Below are 26,265 nucleotides of genomic sequence, written 5' to 3'. Positions count from 1 at the left end.
TCCCGCTCGGCTGCGCAGCAGTCGTAAACCCGGAAACCGCGGTTTACCTGCCGGGTTGATTCGTCTGGATTTGGGGCCGCTTCGCAGCCCAGCGGGAGCAAGCTCCCTCGCCACATGTTTTGTGTTCGACTCACATTTTCCGATCAAGGCCCGCCCATGACTTCCAAACGCACCTCCAAAGCACCCGCCGGCATGGTTCGGGTGCGTGGCGCCCGTGAACACAATCTGAAGAATGTCGACGTCGACATCCCCCGCGATGCGCTGGTGGTGTTCACTGGAGTATCGGGTTCGGGCAAGTCGTCGCTGGCGTTTTCAACGTTGTACGCTGAAGCCCAGCGGCGTTATTTCGAGTCGGTGGCGCCGTATGCGCGGCGGCTGATCGATCAGGTCGGGGTGCCGGACGTCGATTCCATCGAAGGCCTGCCGCCCGCCGTGGCCCTGCAACAGCAGCGTGGTACGCCGAGCACGCGGTCGTCGGTGGGCAGCGTGACCACCTTGTCGAGCCTGATCCGCATGCTTTATTCCCGCGCCGGCAGTTATCCGCCGGGGCAGCCGATGCTCTATGCCGAGGATTTTTCGCCGAACACCCCCCAAGGCGCGTGCCCTGAGTGCCACGGTCTAGGGCGGGTCTACGAGGTAACAGAGGCGCTGATGGTGCCCGATCCGAATCTGACCATCCGCCAACGCGCCGTGGCGTCCTGGCCGCTGGCGTGGCAGGGGCAGAACCTGCGCGACATCCTCGTGACCATGGGCATCGACGTCGATATTCCCTGGAAGAAACTGCCGAAAAAGCAGCGTGACTGGATTCTGTTCACCGAAGAAACCCCAACCGTGCCGGTGTACGCCGGGTTGACCCCGGAGGAAACCCGGGTCGCTCTCAAGCGCAAGATGGAGCCGAGTTATCAGGGCACCTTCACCGGCGCCCGACGCTACATCCTGCACACCTTCACCCACTCGCAAAGCGCGCTGATGAAGAAGCGCGTTGCGCAATTCATGCTTGGCAGCCCGTGCCCGTTGTGCGACGGCAAACGCCTCAAGCGTGAAGCGTTGTCGGTAACCTTTGCCGGTTACGACATCGGTGAACTGTCGCAGATGCCATTGCTGCAAGTGGCCGAAGTATTGAAACCCGTGGCTGCGGCGACCTATCTGCAGCAGGCCGAAGAAAGCGCCGAAACCCTCAGCCATGCGCAAACCCGCGAGGCCCGTCAGCAGCGCGTGGCGCACGGTGCCAGCGGCCACGCCAGTGCGCCGGACGTGCGCCACACGCCAAACCTGTCGCTGGAAAAACGTCTGGCAGCGCAGCGGATTGCCGAGGACTTGCTGGAGCGGGTCAGCACCCTGACCGATCTGGGCCTCGGTTATCTGGCGCTGGAGCGCAGCACGCCGACACTGTCGTCCGGCGAGTTGCAGCGCCTGCGCCTGGCGACGCAATTGGGCTCGCAACTGTTCGGCGTGATCTACGTGCTCGACGAGCCGTCCGCCGGTCTGCATCCGGCCGATGGCGAGGCGCTGTTCGAAGCCTTGCAGCGGCTGAAGGCTGACGGCAATACGCTGTTTGTGGTCGAGCACGATCTGGAAACCATGCGCCGCGCCGACTGGCTGATCGACGTCGGTCCGGCGGCGGGCGAGAAGGGTGGCCGGGTGTTGTACAGCGGCCCGCCGGCAGGGTTGGCCGAGATCGACGAATCGCAGACCCGCGCCTACCTGTTTGCCGAGAGCGAGCGGCAGACCCGCACCGCGCGCAAGCCGTCCGGTTGGCTGAAACTCGATGGCATCAGCCGCAATAACCTGCACAACCTCAGCGCTGAATTTCCCTTGGGCTGCTTCACCTCGGTGACCGGGGTTTCCGGCTCGGGCAAGTCGAGTCTGGTCAGTCAGGCGTTGCTCGAACTGGTCGGCGCGCAACTTGGGCGGCTGCTGATTGAGAACGAGCCGGAAGAACTCAGCCTCGAAGACGATGCGCCGCAGGCCAGCAGCGGCCAGGTGACTGCGGGGTTGGAGTCGATCAAGCGCCTGGTGCAGGTTGATCAGAAACCCATCGGCCGCACGCCACGTTCGAATCTGGCGACCTACACCGGTCTGTTCGATAACGTGCGCAAACTGTTCGCCGCCACGCCCGAGGCACGGGCGGCGGGGTATGACGCCGGGCAGTTTTCCTTCAACGTCGCCAAGGGCCGTTGCCCGACCTGCGAGGGTGAAGGTTTTGTCAGTGTCGAGTTGCTGTTTATGCCGAGCGTGTATGCGCCGTGCCCGACCTGTCATGGTGCGCGCTACAACCCGCACACGTTGGCGATTCAGTGGCAGGGCTTGAGCATTGCCCAGGTGCTGCAACTGACGGTGGATGAGGCGGTTGAGGTGTTCGGCGAACAGCCGGGGATTCGCCGTTCACTGGAGGTGCTGCGTGACATTGGCCTCGGTTATCTGCGGCTTGGGCAACCGGCCACCGAGTTGTCCGGTGGTGAAGCACAACGGATCAAACTGGCCACTGAGCTGCAGCGCAATCAGCGCGGTGCGACCCTTTATGTGCTGGACGAACCGACCACCGGACTGCACCCGCGCGATGTCGACCGGCTGCTGGAGCAACTGGACAACCTGGTCACGGCAGGGCACACAGTGATCGTCGTCGAGCATGAAATGCGCGTGGTGGCGCAGAGTGACTGGGTGATCGACATCGGCCCGGGGGCTGGTGATCAGGGCGGCAAAATCGTCGCCGCCGGCACGCCGCAGAAAGTCGCCGCGAGCAAGAAGAGCCGAACCGCACCGTTTCTGGCCCGGGCCTTGAGCCGATAACCACGGCGATCCCACTGGCCCCATCGCCAGCAGGCTAGCTCCCACAGATTTTGCGCAGTGCAAAAGGCTGGTGATCACCACCGATCCCGTGTGGGAGCTGGCTTGCCAGCGATGGCGGCGGGTCAGGCAATAGAGATGCTGAATGTTCCGACGCCTCCGCGAGCAAGCCCGGCTCCCACAGATTCTGCGGTGAGCACTAGGCTGGTGATCAACACAGATCCAGTGTGGGAGCGAGCTTGCTCGCGAAAGCGGTGTGTCAGGCAATAGAGATGCTGAATGTTCCGACGCCATCGCGAGCAAGCCCGGCTCCCACAGGTTTTGCGGTGTGCACAGAGCTTGTGATCAACACAGACCCAGTGTGGGAGCGGGCTTGCTCGCGAAAGCGGTGTGTCAGGCAATAGAGATGCTGAATGTTCCGACGCCATCGCGAGCAAGCCCGGCTCCCACAGGTGTTGCGGTGTGCAAAAGGCTGGTGATCACCACCAATCCCGTGTAAGAGCGAGCTTGCTCGCGAAAGCGGTGTGTCAGGCAATAGAGATGCTGAATGTTCCGACGCGTTCGCGAGCAAGCCCGGCTCCCACAGATTCTGCGGTGAGCACTAGGCTGGTGATCAACACAGATCCAGTGTGGGAGCGGGCTTGCTCGCGAAAGCGGTGTGTCAGGCAATGAGATGCTGAATGTTCCGACGCGTTCGCGAGCAAGCCCGGCTCCCACAGATTTTGCGCAGTGCAAAAGGCTGGTGATCACCACCGGTCCCGTGTGGGAGCTGGCTTGCCAGCGATGGCGGCGGGTCAGGCAATAGAGATGCTGAATGTTCCGACGCGTTCGCGAGCAAGCCCGGCTCCCACAGATTCTGCGGTGTGCACGAGGCTGGTGATCAACACAGATCCAGTGTGGGAGCGAGCTTGCTCGCGAAAGCGGTGTGTCAGGCAATAGAGATGCTGAATGTTCCGACGCCTTCGCGAGCAAGCCCGGCTCCCACAGATTCTGCGGTGTGCACGAGGCTGGTGATCAACACAGATCCAGTGTGGGAGCGAGCTTGCTCGCGAACGCGGTGTGTCAGGCAATAGAGATGCTGAATGTTCCGACGCGTTCGCGGGCAAGCCCGGCTCCCACAGGTGTTGCGGGGTGCAAAAGGCTGGTGATCACCACCGATCCAGGGTGGGAGCGAGCTTGCTCGCGAAAGCGGTGTGTCAGGCAATAGAGATGCTGAATGTTCCGACGCCTTCGCGAGCAAGCCCGGCTCCCACAGGTTTTGCGGGGTGTACAAGGCTGGTGATCAACACAGACCCAGTGTGGGAGCGAGCTTGCTCGCGAAAGCGGTGTGTCAGGCAATAGAGATGCTGAATGTTCCGACGCGTTCGCGAGCAAGCCCGGCTCCCACAGGTTTTGCGGTGTGCATAAGGCTGGTGATCAACACCGATCCAGGGTGGGAGCGGGCTTGCTCGCGAAAGCGGTGTGTCAGGCAATGAGATGCTGAATGTTCCGACGCGTTCCGAGCAAGCCCGGCTCCCACAGATTCTGCAGTGAGCACTAGGCTGGTGATCAACACAGATCCAGGGTGGGAGCGGGCTTGCTCGCGAAAGCGGTGTGTCAGGCAATAGAGATGCTGAATGTTCCGACGCCTTCGCGGGCAAGCCCGGCTCCCACAGGTTTTGCGGTGTGCACAAGGCTGGTGATCAACACCGATCCCGTGTGGGAGCGAGCTTGCTCGCGAAAGCGGTGTGTCAGGCAATAGAGATGCTGAATGTTCCGACGCCTTCGCGGGCAAGCCCGGCTCCCACAGGTTTTGCGGGGTGCACAAGGCTGGTGATCAACACAGACCCAGTGTGGGAGCGGGCTTGCTCGCGAAAGCGGTGTGTCAGGCGCCATCAAGCGTGCGGCGGACCTTGTCCAGCAGTTCGCTGATCTGGAACGGTTTGACCAGCATTTCCATGCCGCTGCCCAGGAACACCTGGCGATTGATCGCGGTCTCGGCATAACCGGTCATGAACAGAATCGGCAGGCTTTCACGCCAGCCCCGCGCCACGTCCGCCAGTTCCCGGCCGCTCATGCGCGGCAGGCCGACGTCGCTCAGCAGCAGGTCGATCGTCGGATCATTCTGCAAGCGCTCCAGCGCGGTTTCGATATCCGCCGCCTGCGTGCAGCGGTAACCCGCGTCTTCCAGCACTTCGGTAACGAACATGCGCACTGCCGGCATGTCCTCGACAATCAAGACATGCTCGCCGGCACCCTGCGGATCCACCTTCGGCGCCGGGATGTCGGCACCGGTCGGGTCGTTCGTCGCCGGCAGCATGATGGTCACTTCGGTGCCACGCCGTGCGACGCTGCGGATGTGCGCATCGCCACCGGACTGGCGGGCGAAACCGTAAATCGTCGACAACCCCAGACCAGTACCCTGGCCCAGCGGTTTGGTGGTGAAGAACGGATCGAACACCTTGTCGATCACACTGTGCTCGATACCGGTGCCGTCATCGCGCACCGAGAGCGCGACATACGCACCATCGGCCAGATTCGGGTCGCCATGGGAATACGCCGCATAGGTGTTGACCCAGATATTGCCACCCCTGGGCAGCGCATCCCGGGCATTGATCACCAGATTCAGCACAGCGCTTTCCAACTGCACCGGGTCGACCAGGGCAACCGCCGGTTTGTTAGTCAGCTCAAGTTTTAGGGTGATGCGTTCGCCGATGGTGCGCATCAGCAGTTCTTCCAGCGAGCGCACCTGCTCATTGATGTCCACCGGCCGGGTATCCAGCGGCTGTTGGCGGGCGAAGGCCAGCAGACGATGAGTGAGGGACGCCGCACTCATCGCCGAATTCAGTGCGGCTTCGGCGTAGAACTGCACCTTGTCCGGACGCGCATCGGCCATGCGTTTCTGGATCAGTTCGAGGCTGGTGATGATCCCGGTCAGCAGATTGTTGAAGTCGTGGGCGATGCCTCCGGTGAGCTTGCCCAGTGCGTCCATCTTCTGCACTTGCAGCAACTGCGATTCGGCGCGCACCCGCTCGGCGACTTCCTTGGCCAGTTGTGTGGTGGTGTCGTCCAGCTGTGCCAGGTGCGAGCGCTCGCGGTGGCGATGCTCGGTGACGTCTTCGACGAATACCAGGCTCAGCTGCGGCGTGCGATATGGCGAAATCTGCCACTCGGTTTCGCGAACCTCGCCCTGTACGCGCATGTTCAACGTGCCTTTCCAGCGCTCGCCATCGACCAGCCGCAGGCGCAACTCGTTGAGGATCGCGCCCTGGTCTTGGTCAAAGCACTCGCTGAGCGTTTCCGGGTTGCGGTTGTCCTGAATCATCTGCGTGAAGGCGTGGTTGCACTCATGCACTTTCAGGTTGGCGTCGAGCACGGCAATCGGCGCCGAGACATTGACGAAAATCTCGCGAAACCGGGCCTCGCTCTCACGCAGCGCGTTTTCGGTATCACGTACCCGCAGCAGAGTGCGCAGGGTCGCCAATAGCACGTCCGGGTCTACCGGGTGAATCAGGTAGGCGTCGGCCCCGGCGTTCAGGCCGGTGATGATGTCGCCGGTCTGGATCGACGCGGCAGACACGTGGATCACCGGCAGCAGCGCGGTGTGTGCATCGGCGCGCAGGATCCGCACGATGTCGAAGCCACTCATGTCCGGCAGGTTGACGTCGAGGATCAGTGCATCAAGTACCTCGCTCGCGATCAGCGCCAGGCCCTCGCTGCCGGTGCCGGCCTCCAGCACCTCGTAGCCATGGCGCTCCAGGCGCCGGCGCAAGGCGTAGCGGGTGGCGACGTTGTCGTCGACGATCAACAGACGGATGTCACGTTTCATCGACATTCTCCAGGGCGAGCGCCAGTGGAATGATCACGAAAAAGGTCGATCCGACCCCCGGCTTGCTGTCCATCCCGACCTCGCCTCCGAGCAGGGCGGCGAAGCGCTTGCACAGCGACAAGCCGAGGCCGGTGCCGCGCAGACGTTTCTGCAACGGCGAGTCGACCTGCGAGAAGTCCTCGAACAATGCGCCGTGCAGCTCCGGCGCGATACCGATCCCGGTGTCGCTGACGGCAAAACGTACTTTGTCCGAGCCTTCCAGACGCGCCGAGACCCGCACTTCACCACGGGTGGTGAACTTCAGCGAGTTGGAAATGAAATTGCGCAGGATCTGCGCGAGTTTCTTGTCGTCGGTGTACAGCCGTGGCAGGCCGACCGGCTCTTCGAAAATCAGATCCACTGCCGAGGCATCGACGATCGGCCGGAACATCCCGCGCAGGGCAGAGAACAGGTCGAACATGTCGAACCACGCCGGAGAAATACTGATCCGTCCGGCTTCGATTTTCGCCAGATCGAGCAGGTCATCGACCATGTCGCTCAGTTCGCGGGCGGCGCTGCTGACGAACGCAACCTGCTTGTGCTGCTCGGGGCTGAGCGGGCCGTCGAGCTCGTCGGCGAGCAAGCTGTTGATGCTCAGGATCGAACCCAGCGGCGTGCGGAACTCATGGCTCATGTACGACAGGAAACGGCTTTTCAGATCCGAGGCCTGGCGCAGTTGTTCGGCCTGGGTGTCGAGCTCGGCGTAGAGCGCCAGCACGCCCTGGTTGGTTTCGTCGAGTTCCTCGCGCAGGGCCGCGGTCTCGCTCTGCAATCGGGCGATCAGCGCAGCCTGTTCGGCGGCATTCAGGCTTGGCGACTCAGCCATGGGCGGCCTCCAGAGCAACGACCAGCACGGTTACATCGTCGCGGCCGCGACAGAAGTCACGGTGCAGGACGCTGGCTATCACGGCAGGATGGCGGTGCACCAGACCGGGGTAGTCTTGAAGATTCCAACGGGACTGCAGGCCGTCGCTGTACATGATCAATAGATGTCCGTTCACGTGAGCATAGTCAAAGGGCTGGGCTTTCCGGTATTGGCCGCCGACGATGCCCGGGTGCGAGGCCAGGCCCCGCGACTTGTCGGCGGTGATCAGGCTGGCGCCGATGTTGCCCACGCCAGTAAAGGTCAGGCCATCGCGGACGGCATTGTACTGGGCGAACGCGGCGGCGCCGCCACGGCTGCCGATCATGTCGCGGTGCATATCCTCCATCAGCAGCACCGGGCTGGCGAACGGGGTCTCGGCGAACACCCGTTCGCCGGCCTTGGCCGCGCGTTCGGCATCCTCACCGTGGCCGAGGCCGTCGATCACCAGCGCACTGACATTGGCGCCGTTGTACGCCAGGTGCCAGGTGTCGCCGCACGCCGGGTCGTTGTGCAGCGAGTGCTGGCTGACGCCGTAACGCAAGTCGGGGTGCCGGTCGTTGCGCGGATACAGACGCGCCAGCAGCACGGCGCCACGGGCGTCGGCGTGCACGTCGAAGACTTCGGTCTGCCGCGCCACGGCACCCAGGCCGATACCCTGGGTGCCGCCGGTGGAAAATCCATCGGTCAGGCAGGCGTCAAGGTCAAAGCCCTGTGCGCGATCGACAGCGAGCATTTCGATGCCGAACCCGCTTGGGCGCGGCAACAACCGCAGATGAAGCTCGCCGCGGCTGGCGTGCTTGAGCACGTTGCTGGCCAGTTCGGTGGCGACCAGCGCTACCCGCCCGGCATCGGTCTCATCAAAGCCATGTTGCTCGGCGAGCCGTTGCGCGGTGCGCCGGGCGTGGCCGATCTGGCTGCTGTCTTCGATCAGCAGCACCTGGGTCAGTGACCCTGCGATATTCATGTCCATCGGGTGATCGTTATTCGCGTGCCCTTGCCCGGCTCGGTGTCCAGTTCGAATTCTTCGACCAGGCGTTTTGCCCCGGTCAGGCCCAAGCCCATGCCGCTGCCGGAGGTCCAGCCGTCGGTCATCGCCAGTTTGATATCGGCAATACCGGGGCCTTCGTCGCGGAACGTCAAGCGCAGACCGACCTTGTGATCTTCATCGAGAATTTGCCAGTCCATGTCGCCGCCGCCACCGTACACCATGGTGTTGCGGGCCAGTTCGCTGACCGCCGTGACCATTTTGGTCAGGTCGATAAGGCGCATCCCGCATTCGGTGGCGAGTTTGCGGGCGGTCTGGCGTGCGAGCACGACATCCTGCTCGATATGGATGGGTTGAGTACCGCTGCTGCGTACGGTCATCGCCGGTCTACTCGTTCCTGCAGCAGTTTCATCCCGCGCTCGACGTTCAGTGCGGTGCTGACGCCGGGCAGGGTCAGGCCGAGTTCGACCAGGGTGATCGCCACGGCCGGCTGCATGCCGACCAGCATGGTTTCGGCGTCCATGATTTTCGACAGCCCAGAGATGGTGCTGATCATCCGGCCAATGAACGAGTCGACCATGTCCAGCGCTGAGATATCGATCAGCACACCGCGAGCCGAAGTGTTGCTGATGCGCTCGGACAAGTCGTCCTGCAACGTGAGGGCAAGTTGGTCATGCATGTCGACCTGAATGGTCACCAGCAGAAATTTGCCCATTTGGAGAATCGGGATACGTTCCATCGGCTCAGACCGCTTTGCCGAGGCTGATGCCCAGGCGGGTGAGGGCAAGCTTCAGCGCGTCGGCCAGATTGGCCTTGGTCACCACGCCTTGCAGATCGAGGCCCAGGTGGACGATGGTCTGGGCGATTTGCGGACGCACGCCGCTGATGATGCAGTCGGCGCCCATCAGGCGAATCGCGGTCACGGTTTTCAGCAGGTGCTGGGCGACCAGGGTGTCGACGGTCGGTACGCCGGTGATGTCGATGATGGCGATTTCCGAACCGGTGTCGACGATGCGTTGCAGCAAGGACTCCATCACCACTTGAGTACGTTGCGAGTCGAGGGTGCCGATCATCGGCAGCGCCAGGACGCCATCCCACAGCTTGACCACCGGCGTGGAGAGCTCCAGCAGTTCTTCCTGTTGGCGTTTGATCACCGCTTCACGGGACTTCTGGAAGGTGCGGATGGTGTGCATGCCGAAGGCGTCGAACAGTTCGGAAATTTCCCAGAGTTGTTCGGCGAGCAGCGCTGGCTGTTCTTTGTAGTGCGCTTGCAGCAGGGCAAACAGCGGGCCCTTCAGGGCGAAGATGAAACTGGCGGTCTGTTGCGAATCCTGACCGAGCTGGGCGCGGCTGTGGGAGAGCTTTTCGAGGAACTGGCGGGTGGCTTCCCAACCCGGCGCATTGATGTTGGTGCCGTTGTCATCCTGCAGGCCATTGATCACCAATTGCAGGAATTCGCTGGTCTGTTGTTGCAGGTCATGGTCTTTGAGGTTGCGGGTGGCGCCGCTGGCTTCCAGGCCGTTGATCCATTCGCTCAGCAGTTGTGGTTGTTTGTTTTTCATCGCATCGAATGTGCTGTTCTGCAGTGCTGCCATGTGCCTGTTGCTCCGTAGCGTATTGGGGTCGGTTCTGTAAAAAGTGACCGGTGCGAAGTCAGTGACCTTTGCCGTTCAAAATAGTTGTTCGGTTGCTCAGGGATATTTTTGATCTGACGCAAGAAGTGCCCGGTAACTCTAGTCGGCGCCCCTGAAACCAGCGATGTTTTGAACGTTGGCACCGTAGCGGCTTCGAATATACAAGGCCGGCGGGTTTGAGACGCGCCAGCATTGAAAAACGAGGTGGCTATGAACGAGCAATCGCAACAACAACAGAAACCGGACGCCGAACCGATTAATCGCAACGACCCGGCCATCGACCCGCAAGTGCCGGGACAGAGTCCGCCAACGCAACCCACGGGTGGCACCGAGCAGGCGCAGAGCGCCGATCCGGCGGTGGATCAAAAGAACAAACACACCGACAACGACAACGAGTTCAGCCCCGGTTTCGAGCCTGAGCCTGATCGCCCGAAGCCCGGTGAAGAAACCGATGCCGACATCGATACTGACGGCGGTTGATCGCGCTGAAACGACAAAAGGCCGCATTAATCAATGCGGCCTTTTGCTGTACAGCGCCCGGGTTACTTGCTCGGGTGCTTGGCCTGCAGCTCTTTGGCCGCGGTCAGGTGTTTTTCCAGCGCCGGCAGCATTTTCTGTGCAAAGGCTTTCAGCTCGGTAGCGCCTTTGGTCTTGTCGTCGGTCACGGTGTTGGCTTCTTTCTTGAACAGTTCGATGGTTTCTTCGTGGGCCTTGACCTGGTTGTTGGCGTAGGCCGCGTCGAAGGATTCATCGCGCATGTCGAGGATTTTTTCCTTGGCCTGTTTGACCAGGGTGGTGGTGTCCGGAACTTCGATGTCATTGGCCTTGGCAATGCTGGCCAGTTCATCGTTGGCCTTGCTGTGGTCGGTGATCATCATGTTGGCGAACGCCTTGATGTCGGCCGACTGACTTTTTTCCAGGGCGAGGCGGCTGGTCTCGATCTCGGCGATGCCACCGGCAGCGGCATTGTCGACGAAGTCGTTCGAGGTAGCGGCGAAGGCACTGCCCATGCCCGCGCTCAGGGCTACAGCCAAAACGAGATGACGCAGGTTGAATCCGTCCATTGATGTATCTCCACACAGGTTTTTGTTGACGTTATGCAATGGAGGGAGCGGAGAGGGAAAAGGTTTGATCGTGTTTCCGAAAGGGCGACGAACGGCCACCGCTGGTCTGACAGGTGGTCGACAGAACCTCTCAACCAAGGCCATTCTGATATGGGCTGACGCATCGGTCGCGTCGGCTGCCGATCAACTGACGGAGGTGTTCCATGCCGGTTCCCCATGACCTGTTTCAGGACTTGAGCTGCACGAAGGAAGAGATCCAGCAAAAACGCACCCAGGATCCACGACTGGATTCACTGATCAACAAGTATTCCCAGGCTGACGCCGACGTGGTCAAGGCCGAAACGGCCACCTCGGACGCCCCCAGCGACGACGCACTGAAAAAACTCAAAGAGAAGCGTCTGAAGGTCAAGGACGAAATAGTCAGCCATTTGCAGGCGCCGTCCTGATCCCCGGATGATCCGCCGACCCACGGTTGCGGATTGATTGGAACGACAACCACCCTCGGCACCTCGAATGTTCAGAGTCTTCATTCAGCGACTCTCTGCGAGGTGCCACATGAACACACCCAGATTCCCCAGTGAAGAGCAGGGCGGTTTCGACCCGGTGCCCACGCACCCTGAGCCCAACAGCCCAGCGCACACCACCACTTTTCCCGAAGAGCCGGACGAAGATCTTCCTGAAGACGAAGATCCGGACAAGTTCGACAGATCCGGTAACTGACAGACCGCCTTCGCGAGCAGGCTCACTCCTACAGTTGGAATGCGGTCAACTGTAGGAGTGAGCCTGCTCGCGATGACGTCAGTTGATCTAACACAAAACCAGCAGGCTCACTTCAACGCATCCGCCAACGGCAACCGCGCCATGTGCGTAGCCTTCAGCGACCCTAGATACAACCAGTCCCCATATTCCCGCGCAGTGGTAATCGGCGAGTAATTGCCGTTGCTGGCGTCCTGCAGATTGGCGATCACCTTGCCCTCAAGATCCAGCCCCAGGACAAACCCGCGTTTCTCCACCGGCTTCGGCAGCACCATCAGCGCGCGCACGATCATCTTGCGCAGCAGCGGATGCCCGGCGGTGCCGTCGAGCAAGGCACTGCGCGGCGCGTACAGCGCGACCCAGAAGCGATTGCTGCCATTGAACGCGAGGTTGTCCGGCAGGCCGGGCAGGTTTTCGATGAACAGATCATGGGTGCCGGCCTTGGGCCCAATCAGCCAGTAACGGCTGATGCGATAGGCGCCGGTTTCATTGACCAGCACATAGGCGTCATCCGGGCCGAGGGTCACGCCGTTGGCAAACTGCAGTTTGTCCAGCAGCACGCTGGTCTTGCCGGTCTGGAAGTCATAACGCAACAGACGCCCGTCGCCAGCGTGCTCGATGATCGCCTCACCGTCATGGCCGTAGCCCCAGCGGCTGCTGGCATCGCTGAAATAGGCGTAGTGCCCGGACTTGTCGATCGTCACATCATCAGTGAAACCGAAGGGCAGGCCATTGGCCTCGGTGGTCAGCGGAATCAACTGACCCTGAGCGTCGAGCGACAGCAAACCCTTGACCCCGTCGGCAATCACCAGCAAACCGTTGGGATGCCGCGCCAGGCCCAGCGGCCGGCCGCCAGTGTCACTCAGCACTTTGCGCGTTTTGCCATCGAGGCTGGTGCGGATCAGGCGCCCGTCATGCAGACCAGTGATCAGGTAATCGCCCTCCAGCAGCAGTGCTTCGGGGCCGTCGATGTCGCTCGGGCCAACCTGTTCGACGCCCTTGAGCCGCTGGTTTTCTGCGTAAACCCCTTCGTTCAGTGACGGAGCCGCTGGCGGTTTCCACGCCACCGGCTGCACCTTGGTCGGCATCAGCAGCACAAACGCGATGACGAGGATCACCAGCAATAACAGCAGGCGCTTCATGAAAGGTGCCCCGTCAGCGTCAGGTGCCTGAGCGCCATGTCGCGCAAGGCCTGCATCGAGGTTGCCGATTCACGTTCGATGCGGCGCTTGAGCAGCAGCAGATTGGCCAGGCGCATGCCCAGCCCCTCGAACCGGTAATCCAGAGTGCGCACGAACCGCGTGCCGTCACCCTGCGCCGTGCACTCGTAGGTCAGCAGCAGCGACAGGCCATGATCGCCCCGCGCCCGGGCGCACCAGCGGCGACCGGGCAGATACTCGGTGACCTCCCAGCGCAAATGGCCGGCGCGCCCGCCGGCATGAATGTCTTCTTCGAAACGCGCGCCGGCATGCAGCGGGCCTTGCGGGCCTTGGATTTTCAGCGACGACGGGTGCCACTCGGGCCAGTGGTCGACGCTGGCGGCGTAGCGGAGCACGGCGATCGGTTCGCCGGCGATATCGATCTGGTGCTGCATGCGGGTCATGGGCGATCTCGAATAGCGCAACGGGGCGGGTTGCGGCTCCCAGTAAAGGGTGCCGAACAGGTAGTCCATCAGCGGAAAAACGATATTGAAATTACGCTCCTGCATGCACTCGCGGCGGTGATGCAGTTCGTGCAGATGCCGCATCTGGCGGATCCATGGCAGGCGGGTCAGCGGATTATTCGGCGGTAGATGCTCGCAGGCGTGAAACACCTCGTAGGCCAGATAACCCAAGACCATGCAGCCGCCGAACAGCCCGGCGACATTGGTGTTGAACTGCGCGAGCAGCCACCACAGCGGCAGGGTGAAAACCAGCGTATGCACGACGATCAGCCAGGCCGGAAACAAAATCACCCGCCAGTCGCGGGCGCCGTCGTAAGTCATGTGCCCGGGGGTGAAAAAGCTGTGATGGTCACCGGCATGTCGGGCATAGAACAGCTTGGCGAACGTCTTTTTGTGGTGACCGAGATGGCGATGGACCATGTACACGCCAAAGTTGAACAGCAGCAGGGTCAGCGGCACGCTCAGCCATTCCAGCGGCTGCACCTGATGCGCGCTGCTCCAGAAGGCGCCGATTGCCAGCACGCCAAACAGCAGCACGAAGGCGCCGTGCAGCCACGGGGTGTACAACGGATGAATCGCCGCACGGTAGCGGCTGCGAAATGCCTCGGTGGTCTGCCTCACTGCGTTCACCTGTGGGTATTGTTGTTATACCCGGCAGATTAGCCGATCCGGCCGTTTGTGCAGGCCGCACCTTGAGGTCAGTTGCGCCATGCTCCGGTGTAAAGCGGCCGACTCAGCTCAACGGGTTCCAGCGCTGCGACCAGTCGTCATCGGTGGCGATTACCTGGCGCAGCAGATCGAACGCCTGTTGCAGCGTCGCCGAGTCGCGCTCGCGGGCATACACCAGATAGGTTGGATAGCCGAATTCCGGGGCCTTGGTCACTGCTTCCAGCGCGCCGGTTTCCAGATAGCTGCGCACCACGCGGGTACGGAAGTAGCCGCTGCCACCATGTTCGAGGATGTATTGCAGGGCCAACGGGCCGAGGTTGAAACTCAGCGCAGCTTTGGCCTTTTCCGGCAGGGCAGCGTCGTGCTGGCGACGGAAATCCGGCCCCCAGTCGATGTAGACGTAGGGATCCGGGCGGTTCGGCGCGCGCACCAGAATCAGTTTTTCTTCCAGCACCTGCTCGACCTGCAGGCCCGGCCAGTATTCCGGCTGATAGACCAGCGCGGCATCGAGCACGCCGAGTTCGAGTTGGCGCAGCAGGTTTTCGCCGTCGCGGATTTCCATGCGCAGGGCGTGGCCGGGAATTTTCTCGCGCAGTTCGGCGGCCCAACTGAGCATCAACGGGTTGCACAGGCTGACTTCGCCGCCGATGTGCAGCACGTTGTGATAGCCGTCCAGCAGCGGCAGGTCGCGCCGCGCGGCTTCCCAGGTCTGCACCAGTTGATTGGCGTAGACCACGAACGCCTCACCGTTGGCGGTCAGTTTCGCCCCGGCGCGGTTGCGCACGAACAGGGTACTGCCCAGCTGACTTTCGAGTTTCTGCACCCGGGCGGTGATCGCCGTTTGCGTGACGAACAGCTTCTGCGCCGCCGCAGCGAGGCTGCCGTGACGGACGATTTCCAGAAAGGTGCGGGCGAGGTCGATGTCCATGGGCGGGCCGGTGTCTGAGGTGCGGGCATTGTAAAGGCAAAAGCCCCTCACCCTAACCCTCTCCCGGAGGGAGAGGGGACTGATTGGGGAATATTGAAGAAATACACCGACTTGAACGATCAGCGTTGAATCCATAATCGACCGAGATATTTCAGGTCGATGCGGGGCGCCAGACACTTTGGTCAGTTCCCTCTCCCTTGGGAGAGGGCTAGGGTGAGGGGAAAGGCAGTCACCGCAAAATCAACTGGCCAACTCGATCGAACGCACCCGCGCCCAGTCTTCCACCAATCGCGCCGGCGTGCCGCAGGCCTTGCGTTTGTAGACGAAGTGGCTGCACTTCTCGGCAAACTGGTTGCGGTTGTAGAGCATGTCCTCCTGCATCTCTTGCAGTTCGTTTTCCCGGCATTGCTCGATCAGCACCTGATCCACGCGCAACTTGCGCTCGCGCACGGCGGCGTAGGTCGGGTCGTTCAGTGCCGCATTGGCTCGTTGCAGCAACCACAGCGAAAACTCATCCGGGCAGCGCGGGCCGATTTCCTGGACCATGCCCAGTTGCAGCGCCTGCGTCGCGCTGACCGGCAGACAGGCTTGGGTCAGTTGTTCGGCCATCGCCGGGCCGACGGCGCGCGGCAGGCTGTAGGTCCAGTATTCCGAGCCATACAGGCCCATGCTCTTGTAGTGCGGATTGAGCACGATGTCGGCGCGGGCAAACACGATGTCGGCGGCCAGCGCCAGCATCACGCCGCCTGCTCCGGCATTGCCGGTCACGCCGCTGACCACCAGTTGCCGCGCGCTGAGCAGTTCGGCGCAGACATCGTCGATCGCCTGAATATTCGCCCACGCCTCGGCGCCCGGATCCTGCGCAGCCTGGATCACGTTCAGGTGCACGCCGTTGGAAAAGCTGCCGCGCCCGCCCTTGATCAACAGCACCCGAGTGTCCCGAGACTTGGCCCAGCGCAGCGCTTCGACCATGCGCTGGCACTGTTCGGTGCTCATCGCGCCGTTGTAGAACTCGAACGTCAGCTCGCCGACATGCCCGGATTCGCGGTAGCGGATCGGCTGATACGCCTCGTCGTTGAACGGCTCGCTGGCGATCGACCAGTCGAGCGTCGGCACGCCATCCAGTTGCCCGGCCAGCACATGCCGCGCCGGTTGCTTGAAGGTCTCTTCGCCGGGCAGTGGTTTGCGTCGCAACGAGCCGATCCACAGGCTGTGATCGCCGGTCGCGACCAGCACCGCGTCGTCATGCACCGCGAGGATTTTGCCGGGAATGCCGGTGCGCTGATCGAGGTGCGCGTCGTACACGTAATACTGCCCGCCGGCCAGGCTTGCCAAGACCCCGGGCTGGCCGTCAGCGGCGTCGATGCAGCGTTTGATGAACCGCGAGCAGTCGTGCCAGCTGAAGGTGCGGTCGTCCTGCTTCATGTTTGGCTGCAAGCGACCCCGGACTTTTGGGTCGGTGTAATCCAGTGGCACCGGTTGCACGCCGTCGATGAATTTCTCGACCACTTCGCGAATGCAGCGAATCGCCGCATCGCTGACCCGACCGTTGTACAGCTCGGACTTGCGCAAGCCCGACGGCAGATTGAATTCGCAGGTGGCCCAGACCGGGCCGGCGTCCATTTCTTCTACCGCTTGCAGCGCGGTCACGCCCCAGCGTGTGAGTTCGTTGGTGATCGCCCAGTCCAGCGCGCTGGCGCCACGATCGCCGACGATGCCCGGGTGGATGATCACCACCGGGCGCCGCACATTGCTCCACAGCGCCTGCGGTACGCGGTCCTTGAGGAACGGGCAGATCACCAGATCGGCGCCGCTGTGTTCGATCTGTTCGCACACCGACGCTTCGTCGGTGAACACCACGACGCTGGGCGAGTGCCCGGCCTGACGCAGTTCGAGCCAAGCACGTTGAGTCAGGCCATTGAAGGCCGAGGACAGCAGAATAATCTTCAGTGATCGCATGTTTTTCTTCCTTGAAGGGATAGCCGCGGGCTCCCGGTGAGCCGTCCTTGGCTTTCGATGAAGCGCGCAGATTAGAGAGTGGTTGCGCGCTGGCAACTGATCAGGGTCAACGTTGTGTCAGTCAATATTTCTGCGGCGACGGAACGTCTTATTCTCAAAGGTTTGCTTATCCTGTTTTTTTATTACTTCAAATGTCCGCAGCGCTATTGCACAGTCGCGCCTGATCAAGAGCCGGACGATCCCGGCAGAACCACGGATTTTCGCAGCGGGTGGGACCCGTTTCAGGGAGCAAGGCATGGGTGATGTTCAGAACCCGCATTACCGGATGATTGGGCACATGTTCCAAAAGGACTATCGCTGGCTGTGCGCTGCCGTTGGCCGCACGCTGGGTTGCCCGCACAGCGCACAGGACATCGCCTCGGAAACCTTTTTACGGGTGCTGGCTCTGCCAGATCCGAGCGCCATTCGTGAACCCCGGGCGCTGCTGACCACCATCGCCCGGCGGCTGGTCTATGAAGGCTGGCGCCGCCAGGATCTGGAGCGCGCATATCTGGAGAGCCTGGCGCTGGCGCCGGAACCGGTGCATCCATCGCCGGAAGAACGGGCGCTGGTGATCGAGGCATTGCTGGCAGTCGATCGCTTGCTCAATGGCTTGTCGGCAAAGGCCAAAGCCGCGTTTCTCTACCATCAGCTCGACGGTTTGACCTACAGCGAAATCGGCGAACGGCTCGGGGTTTCCACCAGCCGTGTGCAGCAGTACATGGTCGAAGCCTTCAAACGTTGCTATCAGGCGATGCAGGCATGAGGCCGGACGAGACGGTGATCGACGAGGCGGCGCAGTGGATGGCGTTGTTGCAGTCCGGCGAAGCCAGTGCTGGCGAACGCGCGGCATTCGAAGCGTGGCGCGCGGCTGACCCGCGCCATCAGCGGATCATCGAACAAATGGGCGGCGGCCTGAACCTGCTGCGCAATCCGACCTTGCGCGGGCTGCCGCGCAACAGTCTGCTGCACAGCCTGAATGCGCCGTCGAGTCGGCGGCGCTTTGTCAGTGGCAGCTTGAGCGTGCTCGGTGTCGCGGTGCTGGCCGGGTTGCTCGGGCGCCGCTACGGCTGGCTACCGGAAGCGGGGGAGTTGGCGACCGGTACCGGCGAGCGACGCGATTTCACCCTTGAGGATGGTAGCGCGCTAAGCCTGAATGCGCGGACGCGGGTGGTGGCGCAATTCGATGCGACTCAACGCTTGCTGGCGTTGCGCTCGGGTGAGTTGTTGGTGGATGTGGCCAAGGACCCTGCGCGGCCATTCGTGGTCGCGACCGAACACGGACGGATGCGGGCGCTGGGCACCAAATTTCTCGTGCAACAGGGCGACGATTTTACGCGGCTGGTGATGCTGCATTCGCAGGTCGAAGTGGTCACCGCCGGCGGTTCGCGGCAAGTGGTGGAGGCGGGGGAAAGTCTGCTGTTCAACGCTGAGGACATTCTGGCTCTGGAGCGCAGCACCGGTCAGGAAAGCGCCTGGGTGCGAGGCCGCCTGGAAGTGCGCGACCGGCCGCTGAGCGAAGTGATCGACAGCCTGCGCCGCTATCGCCGCGGCATTCTGCACCTGAGTCCCGAAGTGGCCGATCTGCGCCTGAGCGGCCTCTATCCGCTGGACGACAGTGACCGCACCCTGCAATTGCTGGAGCGTTCGCTGCCGATCCGCGTCACCTGGCACAACCCCTATTGGGTCAGCATCCAATCCCGCCCTTAAGCCCACCGCATTACCTGTAGGAGCTGCCGAAGGCTGCGATCTTTTGATCTGAAAAGCAAAAATCAAAAGATCGCAGCCTGCGGCAGCTCCTACACAGAGGTGCGTGAAATACGGTTATAGGTTTATGACTTCTTGGCCTAATCGCCGCCCTATAAAAAGCGCCGGCCCGCTGCTCATTCCCTGCAGACGCCTTCAACAGGGAAGCCCTTGATGATTTCATTCAAACAACAATTACCGCGCCTGACCCTCGCCGCCGCACTGGCGATGGGGCTGGGGCCGATCGCGGTGTATGCGCAGGATTCTGCGGCCCAGGTCTATACCTTTGACATTGCCAGCGGCCCGCTCGACGAGGTCTTGCTGGATATCTCACGCCAGACCGGCGTACCGATTTCCTTCAGCCAGAATCTGGTGCAAGGCAAGCGCAGCAGTGCCGTGCGCGGTGCGTTGGGCGGGCGTCAGGCCGTCGAGAAGGCATTGCGCGGCAGCGGCTTGCAAGTCGAGCAAAGTGCCCAGGGCCTGAGCGTGCGCGAAGGCGCGGCGAGTACGCCGGTGGCGGCCAAAGTCACCGCTGTGGCCCCGGCGACCAGCGCCGATTACCGCATGGAAAAAGTCACCGTCACCGGTTCGCGAATCGCCCGCGCGCAGAGCGATGGCGCGACCCCGGTCAACGTCATCACCCACGAAGAGATGGAAGCGCGCGGCTACAAGAACGTCTATGACGCGCTGGCGACGCAGACGCAAAACACCGGCATGACCCAGGGCGAGGACTACGGCAACACCTGGCAGCCGGCGGCCAGCGCGATCAACCTGCGTGGCCTCGGCCCCAACCACACGCTGGTGCTGATCAACGGCCGGCGCGTCGCCGATTATCCGACGCCATACGATGGCAAGGTCAACTTCACCAACCTGGCGAACATTCCCTCGGCGGTCATTGAACGCATCGAAATTCTCAGCAGCGGCGCCTCGGCGATCTACGGTTCGGACGCAATTGCCGGGGTGGTCAACATCATCCTCAAGAAGCAGATCAATGGCATCGACGTCAATCTCAAGGGCGGCACCAGCGAGCGTGGCGGTGGCGACAATCAGCGCCTGCAAATCAGCGGCGGTGGCAGTTGGGGTGACTTCGACGGCTTGTTCGGCCTGGAGCTGACCAACCGCGATCCGATCTGGGCCGATGATCGCGGCTTCATGCAGAGCGGCCCGCTGGCGGATGTCGGTTACCGTCGCGACCTGAGCAACAATCGCTACCTCGGCCCCGGTTGCGGCGCCTATCAAGGCACTTTCGATAACAAGCTGCTGAACAACGCGGGTCGTTGCCGCACCGATCAGATGTACAACGATTACTGGACGATCCAGACGCAAAAGGAAAACTACGACGGCTACACCCGCGGCACCTGGCACTTCAGCGACAGCGGTCAGGTGTTTGCCGACTTGATGTATGGCCTCGATCACATCCAGAACAACACCCGTGGCCCGACCTTCACTTCGCCGGACTTCATCAATCAGAACAGCGGCAATCTCGAGCGCTGGTATCGCCGTTACGGTGAAGAGGAAATCGGTGGCCGCACCAGCAACAACAGCAAGTGGACCGACACGTCGTGGACCGGCACCCTCGGCCTCTCGGACAAGATCGCCGACACCGGCTGGAGCTATGATCTGGCGGCCAACCGCTCGGAGTACCGCAGCGTCCGAACCACGCGTTACACGCCGCTGTCATCGATTCAGGATTTCTACCTTGGCCCGCAATTGGGCGTGAGTGGCGGCTACCCGGTGTTCGCCCCGGACGCCTCGCGTCTCGATCGCCCGCTGACGCCACAAGAGTGGGAGCAGTTTCGCAGCAACCTGACCCAGCGCAGCAAGTCGGTTTCCACCAGCTACAACGCCTCGATCAATGGCGACTTGTTTGACCTGCCGGCCGGCCCGGTCGGGTTTGCCGGCGTGCTGGAAGCGGGCAAACAGGAATATCGCGTCGACCCGGACGACGGTCTGAATGACGGCACTTTTTATGGCGTGAGCCCGGCGCAAAGCTCCGGCGGTTCGCGCAAGCGCTACGCGGCGGGCGGCGAGTTCAGCATTCCGGTCACCGACACCGTGCTGGCCACCGCCGCCGGACGTTGGGACCAGTACAAATTCAGCGGCCGTAGCGAGCAACAGAAGACCTACAACCTCGGCCTGGAGTGGCGCCCGATCACCAGCCTGTTGCTGCGCGGCAGTTACGGCACCAGTTTTCGCGCGCCGGATCTGAACTACATCTACCAGTCCGACAGCAACGGTTACTACCCGGCACAGATCGACTACTACGGTTGCAGCCAGGGCGTGCAGGGCGCGTGTGATCGTGGGCGGGTCGACTACACCCAGCGCGGCACCCCGGATCTTGAGTCCGAACGTGGCAAATCCTGGACCTATGGTTTTGTCTGGTCGCCGTCGCGCAACTTCGATTTCTCCACCGATTTCTGGCGGGTCGAGATCGACGACCTGCTGACCACCGTCGACGAAAATCGCCTGTTGCAGCAAGAGAACGAATGCCGCAACGGCACCCAGGACATCAACTCGGCGAACTGCCAGTCGACCCTGGCGCGTATTGATCGCAATCCGGGCAATGCCGCCATCGATCCCAATCAGTTGCAACGGGTACGGGTCAATGCGATCAACGCCGCCAGCGAGCGGGTCAGCGGTCTGGACTTCAAGAGCAACATCCGCTGGGGTGCTGGTGAGTACGGCGCGTTCAGCTCGGCGCTGGGTTATACCTTGGTGCTGTCACATTTCTACAAGGAGTCGGACGAAGCGCCGACTCAGGACTGGCGCACGTCGCGGACCAATTACGACTGGCGCAGCAAGGTCAACGCCAGCCTGACCTGGGATTACCAGAAGGCCACGGCGACGCTGATGGGCATTCGCTATGGGTCGGTGACCAACGGCGCGGGTGACGGGCGCCTGTCGCCGTGGACGGTGTTCAACGCCAGTGCGCGATACAAACTCAATGACCGCGCCAGCGTCGGGCTGACCGTGAACAACGTGCTCAACCAGATCAAGCACGATGACTCGGCCGGCTGGCCGTATTACCCAACCGGTAACTATGACCCATACGGGCGGCAGTGGTGGCTGGATGTGAGTTATCACTTCGGCAGTTGAGTGCGCGGAATTTGTGAGTAACGTCCTACGGAAACGGGGGAGTTTTTTGCAGAAACGGGGATATTTCCGACGACATTCTCAGGTTGGTCGTCGGAAGCGCGATCTATAGCATCGGAGCTGACATTGAAGTCGTAAACGGCTTGGACGCTCAGGCCTCTGATAACGGATGGATTATGCGAACTCCCCACCTCGAATACGAAACGCCTGCTTATTCCCATCGCCTTCACTGGCGCACCGATCGTGCCAGATGCCCCATGGAGGATGTCGCCATGCCCAGCGTCAAGGTGCCCCGGCTGACGGGGGTAAAGAGGGCCGAGGGCAGACCTGTCGACTTGCTCGTGAATGGCCGGAACATAGGTGACGATGCCTTTCTGATCGTCGACCTGACCGACGAAGGTTTTGAGCTGAGCGATGTCGTCAACATGCTTTCAACCTCTGAGCTTTATCTGCAAGGCGACATGGTCAAACGCATCACCGGCAAGTCGGTCAGCACCGTACGGCGATTACTGAAGGAAGGTAAAACGGTACGGCTTGACCCGCAGCAGAGCGTCGTCGCCTACCAATATGCGTTGGTGCTGGAAAAGGCCACTCGCGCCTTCGGACGCCAGTCCCGGGCCGAGGAGTGGCTGCGCAAACCCAGCACCTACCTGAATGGGCGCGTACCGGTGGAGTTGATCCGGCATTCACTGGGGTTTCAGATGGTGGAGCAGTATCTGGGGCAACTGATATACGGGGTTTACACATGAATCCCTTGCCCTGGGACGAGCACTGGTATGCCTGGCGGCTGGACCCCGAGGTTTATGGCGGGACGTGGGACAGCGGCATGGGTTCGAATCTCAATGGTGGCCGATGGAACATACCCGGGCGGCGAGTCGTTTATGCATCAGTCGATCCGTCTTCGGCCATTCTGGAGGTGGCAGCCAATCACAGCTTTGATGCGCTGGACAGTGAACCTTATGTGCTCACGTGTTTTGAGGTCGTCAGCGAAGCAAAAGTGAAAATCGTGCAGCCGGAGGATGTGCCGAATCCATATTGGTTGAGCCCCGCAAAGCCTTCCCCCAATCAACAACTGTTCGCCGATGCGTTATTGGCAGAGCATCCGTTTGTACTGATCCCCTCGGCGGCAACCCGGCACTCGTGGAATCTGCTGGTGAGCTGCGAATTGGCGGAGGGGCAGTTCAGGATGGTTTCCCAGGAGCGGTTCGGGCTGGATACCCGGTTGCTGAGGGAGATGGAGCTGGCCTGATCCACACGTGCCATTTTTTTGCATAACCTCATCACCCAACGGTCTAAATCGGGCTCTATAAAACGCTGCTGTCCATTGCACATCCCTGCATAAACCAAAACGCAGGGATGGCTGTTCATGATCCATTTTTCACCCGTTAGATCCCGTTTGAGCCTGGCCTTGCTGCTGGCGATCAATACCTTGCCGGCGGTCGCTGCCGAAGAGCCGACAACCCAGTTGCAACGGGTCGAAGTTACCGGCACGGCGATTCGCCGGGTCGATGCGGAAACTGCGGTACCGGTCACCATTCTGCGAGTTGAAGAACTGCGCGAGCAGGGGGTGAGCACCACCGAAGAACTGGTCAGCCGGATTTCCGCCAACCAGTCCTCGGTCGGCTCCGGTCGTTCGGTGGGGTCGAGCAGCGGCGGGGCGTCGTATGCCGATTTGCGCGGCATCGGCCCGAACAAGACGCTGGTGCTGCTCAATGGCCGGCGGCTGAGCAACAACGCGACCAATGCGATCAATGGCTCCGGGGTTGACCTGAACACCATTCCGTTCGCCGCCATCGACCGTGTCGAAGTCCTGCGTGACGGCGCTTCGGCGTTGTGCGGCACCGATGCGATCGGCGGGGTGATCAACTTCATCACCAAGACCAGCCTCACCGAAGGCCAACTGAGCACCAACTACGACACGCCGACCCATGCCGGCGGTGGGGAAAGTCGTAACTTCAGCGGCAGTTGGGGCTTCGGCGATTTGCAGGATGACCGTTTCAACGTGTTCGGCGTGGTCAGTCATGACAAGCAGCAACGACTGGCTGCCGAGGATCGTGGCTACACCTACAACTATCAGCCCGGACGTGGCCTCGATTACACCTCGGGCACCGCATCGCCGGCCAACTGGAGTCAGGGCAGCAACGCCACCAACCCGCTGGCCAGTTCCGGCTGCAACGCCCCGGGCCTGCTGGCGCGCAATGGCATCTGCCGCCAGAGCCTGTGGAACTACCTCGATCTGGTGCCGGAAACCGAGAAGACCTCGGCTTTCGCCAAAGCCACCGGCAAGCTCGCGGATGATCACAACGTCAGCCTCGAATACTTCTGGGCGCGCAACGAAAACCGCACGCAGATCGGCCCCGGTACGCTGATGGGCAATCAGGTCAATCCCGGCACGACGTTCTATCCCGGTAACGGCATTACCCCCGGCCCCAACGGTTTCGCCCTCGACCCGACGCAACCGGTGGATGTGAACTGGCGCGAAACCGCCGTTGGCGCGCGCCAGCATGAAGACGACAACACCGGCCAGCGTTTGCTGTTGAGTTTCGACGGCAGCGTGGTGGGTTGGGACTACAACGTCGGTGCATCGTACAACCAGAACAAGGTGGTCAATGCCATCGAGGCCGGCTACGTCAACGACCGCGCCGTCAGCGCCGGTATTGCCAACGGCATCATCAACCCGTTTGGCGCGCAGACCGCTGCCGGGCAGGCGCTGCTGGCGGCCAATGCGGTGGACGGCGATTACTCGACGGCGGTAGGGCGGGTGAAGGCGATTGATGGACGTGTCAGTCGCGAGATCGGTGACTGGTTCGGCGCCGGCCCTTCGGCTCTGGCGCTGGGTGGCGAATACCGCAAGGAAGATTTCCATCAGGACTTCGCCCAGTTCGCCGCCGATGTGCAGAGCCTGGGTGTCGACCCGAATGCCAGCGTCGCCGGGGATCGCAGCGTCTCGGCGCAATACGCCGAGGTCAACGTGCCGGTGCTCGACAGCCTGGAATTGTCCGCCGCCGTGCGCCACGACAAGTACAGCGACTTCGGCAGCACCACCAACCCGAAGTACTCGTTCCGCTTCCAGCCGTTCAAGGAACTGGTGGTGCGCGGCGCCTACAGTGAAGGCTTCCGCGCGCCGTCGTTGTACGAGCTGTACAACCCGAACTTCACCACGTTCACCGTCGCCAACTACAACGACCCGCGGCTGTGCGCAGGCGGCAATCCGAGCAATGGCGGGATCGCCAACCGCGACTGCGCCCAGCAGTTTTACAGCCGCACCGGCGGCAATACGGAACTGAGCCCGGAAACCGCGCGTAACGTCACCCTCGGTTTCGTTTATCAGCCGTTCGAGCGCCTGAGCACCGGGCTGGATTTCTGGTGGATCAACATCGCCAACCAGATCGCCGAATTCCCCGAATCAGCGGTGTTCGAGAACCCGGAGCTGTACCCGGATCGCCTGGTGCGCAAGCCTGATGGCTCGATCGATCACATCGTCACCGGGCTGGCCAACCTCGGCAAGATCAAGACCAGTGGCGTCGATGTCAGCTTTGACTACCGCTTGCCGAGCACCCCGTACGGCAACTTCGGCATCGGCCTGCAAGGTACCTATGTCAGCCGTTACGAGTACCAGCAGCAGCTCAAGGGCGACTACATCGACAAGCTCGGCGATTTCCGTGGCGGCGACTTTTCCTCGGCCGGCGCCGTGGCCCGCTGGCACCACAGCCTGACCGGCAGCTGGAACTATGGCCCCTACGGTGTGGCGCTGACCAACCGCTACACCAGCGGTTACCACGACTCCGACCGCGAGACCCACGATTACGTCGGCTCGTACAACGTCTGGGATCTGGCCGGCACCTACACCTGGCGCAAAACCCTGAGCGTGACACTCGGCGCGAAGAACCTGTTCGACCGCGAGCCACCGTTCAGCAACCAGACCTACACCTTCCAGAGCGGCTACGACCCGAAATACGGCGACCCGTTCGGGCGGACGCTGTACACACGGGTCAACTACAAGTTCTGAGAATGTCCAGAGGTGGCGGGTTTTAGTCACTTATTGATCTAAGCCTGCCCTATAAAAATCGCCGGCCTGTTGCACATCACAGGTAGGCAGAAGGTTTGGTGACTGTACTGACCTCTTCGCGAGCAAGCCCGCTCCCACAGGGAATCTGCGGTGAGCACAACTTCCTTGTGGGAGCGGGCTTGCTCGCGAAGAGGCCAGTCGCAACACCTTGTGAAAGGATC

At 61.8% G+C, this 26,265-nt stretch carries 21 protein-coding genes; 10 read left to right on the top strand and 11 right to left on the bottom strand.

What is annotated here, in order from left to right:
• The first annotated feature begins 156 nt into the window (after positions 1-156).
• Positions 157-2,790 (top strand): excinuclease ABC subunit A, encoded by a 2,634-nt coding sequence (locus ACS4NR_RS09240; protein ID WP_456019798.1) that lies wholly within the window; start codon positions 157-159, stop codon positions 2,788-2,790.
• 1,861 nt (positions 2,791-4,651) lie between these two features.
• Here the strand turns inward: ACS4NR_RS09240 and ACS4NR_RS09235 are convergent.
• The 6 genes from ACS4NR_RS09235 to ACS4NR_RS09210 are packed head-to-tail and all read right to left on the bottom strand — an operon-like array spanning position 4,652 to position 10,079.
• Complete coding sequence (locus ACS4NR_RS09235; protein WP_456019797.1) at positions 4,652-6,595, bottom strand: response regulator; 1,944 nt, start codon at positions 6,593-6,595, stop codon at positions 4,652-4,654.
• Positions 6,585-7,460, bottom strand: a complete 876-nt coding sequence (locus tag ACS4NR_RS09230; protein WP_456019796.1) for a sensor histidine kinase — start codon at positions 7,458-7,460, stop codon at positions 6,585-6,587. The genes ACS4NR_RS09235 and ACS4NR_RS09230 overlap by 11 nt, the downstream gene beginning before the upstream one ends.
• Positions 7,453-8,463 carry an ATP-binding protein gene (locus ACS4NR_RS09225; protein ID WP_456020380.1) on the bottom strand — a complete coding sequence of 337 codons (1,011 nt, stop codon included), beginning with the start codon at positions 8,461-8,463 and terminating at the stop codon, positions 7,453-7,455. The genes ACS4NR_RS09230 and ACS4NR_RS09225 overlap by 8 nt, the downstream gene beginning before the upstream one ends.
• Positions 8,460-8,864 carry an anti-sigma regulatory factor gene (locus ACS4NR_RS09220; RefSeq protein ID WP_003225570.1) on the bottom strand — a complete coding sequence of 135 codons (405 nt, stop codon included), beginning with the start codon at positions 8,862-8,864 and terminating at the stop codon, positions 8,460-8,462. The genes ACS4NR_RS09225 and ACS4NR_RS09220 overlap by 4 nt, the downstream gene beginning before the upstream one ends.
• On the bottom strand, positions 8,861-9,223 hold the full coding sequence (locus ACS4NR_RS09215) for an STAS domain-containing protein (protein ID WP_456019794.1): 363 nt from the start codon (positions 9,221-9,223) through the stop codon (positions 8,861-8,863). Before ACS4NR_RS09215 ends, ACS4NR_RS09220 begins: the two co-directional genes overlap by 4 nt.
• A gap of 4 nt (positions 9,224-9,227) precedes the next feature.
• Entirely contained in the window at positions 9,228-10,079 is an 852-nt protein-coding gene (locus tag ACS4NR_RS09210) for an STAS domain-containing protein (protein WP_095136271.1), read from the bottom strand.
• A gap of 249 nt (positions 10,080-10,328) precedes the next feature.
• On the opposite strand from ACS4NR_RS09210, the gene ACS4NR_RS09205 reads away from it, so the two are divergent.
• Positions 10,329-10,598 carry a hypothetical protein gene (locus ACS4NR_RS09205; protein ID WP_139053717.1) on the top strand — a complete coding sequence of 90 codons (270 nt, stop codon included), beginning with the start codon at positions 10,329-10,331 and terminating at the stop codon, positions 10,596-10,598.
• A gap of 62 nt (positions 10,599-10,660) precedes the next feature.
• Here ACS4NR_RS09205 and ACS4NR_RS09200 read toward each other — a convergent pair whose 3' ends face one another.
• Positions 10,661-11,182, bottom strand: coding sequence for a DUF4142 domain-containing protein (locus tag ACS4NR_RS09200; protein WP_456019793.1), 522 nt, complete (start codon positions 11,180-11,182; stop codon positions 10,661-10,663).
• A gap of 203 nt (positions 11,183-11,385) precedes the next feature.
• Between ACS4NR_RS09200 and ACS4NR_RS09195 the strand changes: the two genes are divergently transcribed.
• Together ACS4NR_RS09195 and ACS4NR_RS09190 are read left to right on the top strand one after the other, a co-directional pair.
• Positions 11,386-11,628 carry a DUF465 domain-containing protein gene (locus ACS4NR_RS09195; protein WP_042559423.1) on the top strand — a complete coding sequence of 81 codons (243 nt, stop codon included), beginning with the start codon at positions 11,386-11,388 and terminating at the stop codon, positions 11,626-11,628.
• A 109-nt stretch (positions 11,629-11,737) separates the two neighbouring features.
• On the top strand, positions 11,738-11,902 hold the full coding sequence (locus ACS4NR_RS09190) for a hypothetical protein (protein WP_166495921.1): 165 nt from the start codon (positions 11,738-11,740) through the stop codon (positions 11,900-11,902).
• Between the two features lie 107 nt (positions 11,903-12,009).
• On the opposite strand, the gene ACS4NR_RS09185 is transcribed toward ACS4NR_RS09190, so the two are convergent.
• From ACS4NR_RS09185 to ACS4NR_RS09170, 4 genes are all read right to left on the bottom strand, one after another.
• Positions 12,010-13,080, bottom strand: coding sequence for an SMP-30/gluconolactonase/LRE family protein (locus ACS4NR_RS09185; RefSeq protein WP_456019792.1), 1,071 nt, complete (start codon positions 13,078-13,080; stop codon positions 12,010-12,012).
• A complete protein-coding gene (locus tag ACS4NR_RS09180; RefSeq protein WP_456019791.1) occupies positions 13,077-14,222 on the bottom strand; it encodes a sterol desaturase/SRPBCC family protein in 1,146 nt (381 codons plus the stop codon). The genes ACS4NR_RS09185 and ACS4NR_RS09180 overlap by 4 nt, the downstream gene beginning before the upstream one ends.
• A gap of 112 nt (positions 14,223-14,334) precedes the next feature.
• Entirely contained in the window at positions 14,335-15,198 is an 864-nt protein-coding gene (locus ACS4NR_RS09175) for a LysR family transcriptional regulator (protein WP_095136762.1), read from the bottom strand.
• A gap of 240 nt (positions 15,199-15,438) precedes the next feature.
• Entirely contained in the window at positions 15,439-17,157 is a 1,719-nt protein-coding gene (locus ACS4NR_RS09170; protein ID WP_456019790.1) for a hydrogenase maturation protein, read from the bottom strand.
• A gap of 295 nt (positions 17,158-17,452) precedes the next feature.
• Between ACS4NR_RS09170 and ACS4NR_RS09165 the strand changes: the two genes are divergently transcribed.
• The 6 genes from ACS4NR_RS09165 (at position 17,453) to ACS4NR_RS09140 (ending at position 26,044) form a co-directional block, all read left to right on the top strand.
• Complete coding sequence (locus ACS4NR_RS09165) at positions 17,453-17,962, top strand: sigma-70 family RNA polymerase sigma factor (protein ID WP_027613691.1); 510 nt, start codon at positions 17,453-17,455, stop codon at positions 17,960-17,962.
• The gene (locus ACS4NR_RS09160) at positions 17,959-18,906 is read left to right on the top strand and encodes a FecR domain-containing protein (protein WP_456019788.1); all 948 of its coding nucleotides are present in this window, start codon (positions 17,959-17,961) and stop codon (positions 18,904-18,906) included. Before ACS4NR_RS09165 ends, ACS4NR_RS09160 begins: the two co-directional genes overlap by 4 nt.
• Before the next feature lie 210 nt (positions 18,907-19,116).
• Positions 19,117-22,038, top strand: a complete 2,922-nt coding sequence (locus ACS4NR_RS09155; protein ID WP_456019787.1) for a TonB-dependent receptor domain-containing protein — start codon at positions 19,117-19,119, stop codon at positions 22,036-22,038.
• A gap of 269 nt (positions 22,039-22,307) precedes the next feature.
• Positions 22,308-22,784 (top strand): antitoxin Xre/MbcA/ParS toxin-binding domain-containing protein, encoded by a 477-nt coding sequence (locus ACS4NR_RS09150; protein WP_177439966.1) that lies wholly within the window; start codon positions 22,308-22,310, stop codon positions 22,782-22,784.
• Complete coding sequence (locus ACS4NR_RS09145; RefSeq protein WP_027613695.1) at positions 22,781-23,284, top strand: RES family NAD+ phosphorylase; 504 nt, start codon at positions 22,781-22,783, stop codon at positions 23,282-23,284. Before ACS4NR_RS09150 ends, ACS4NR_RS09145 begins: the two co-directional genes overlap by 4 nt.
• Before the next feature lie 117 nt (positions 23,285-23,401).
• Positions 23,402-26,044 carry a TonB-dependent receptor gene (locus tag ACS4NR_RS09140; protein WP_456019785.1) on the top strand — a complete coding sequence of 881 codons (2,643 nt, stop codon included), beginning with the start codon at positions 23,402-23,404 and terminating at the stop codon, positions 26,042-26,044.
• The last annotated feature ends 221 nt before the right edge of the window (positions 26,045-26,265 follow it).

The sequence above is a fragment of the Pseudomonas sp. JQ36 genome (assembly GCF_053851495.1).
The sequence above is the reverse complement of the archived record's forward strand: the minus strand, read 5'-3'. Positions and strand labels throughout refer to the sequence as shown.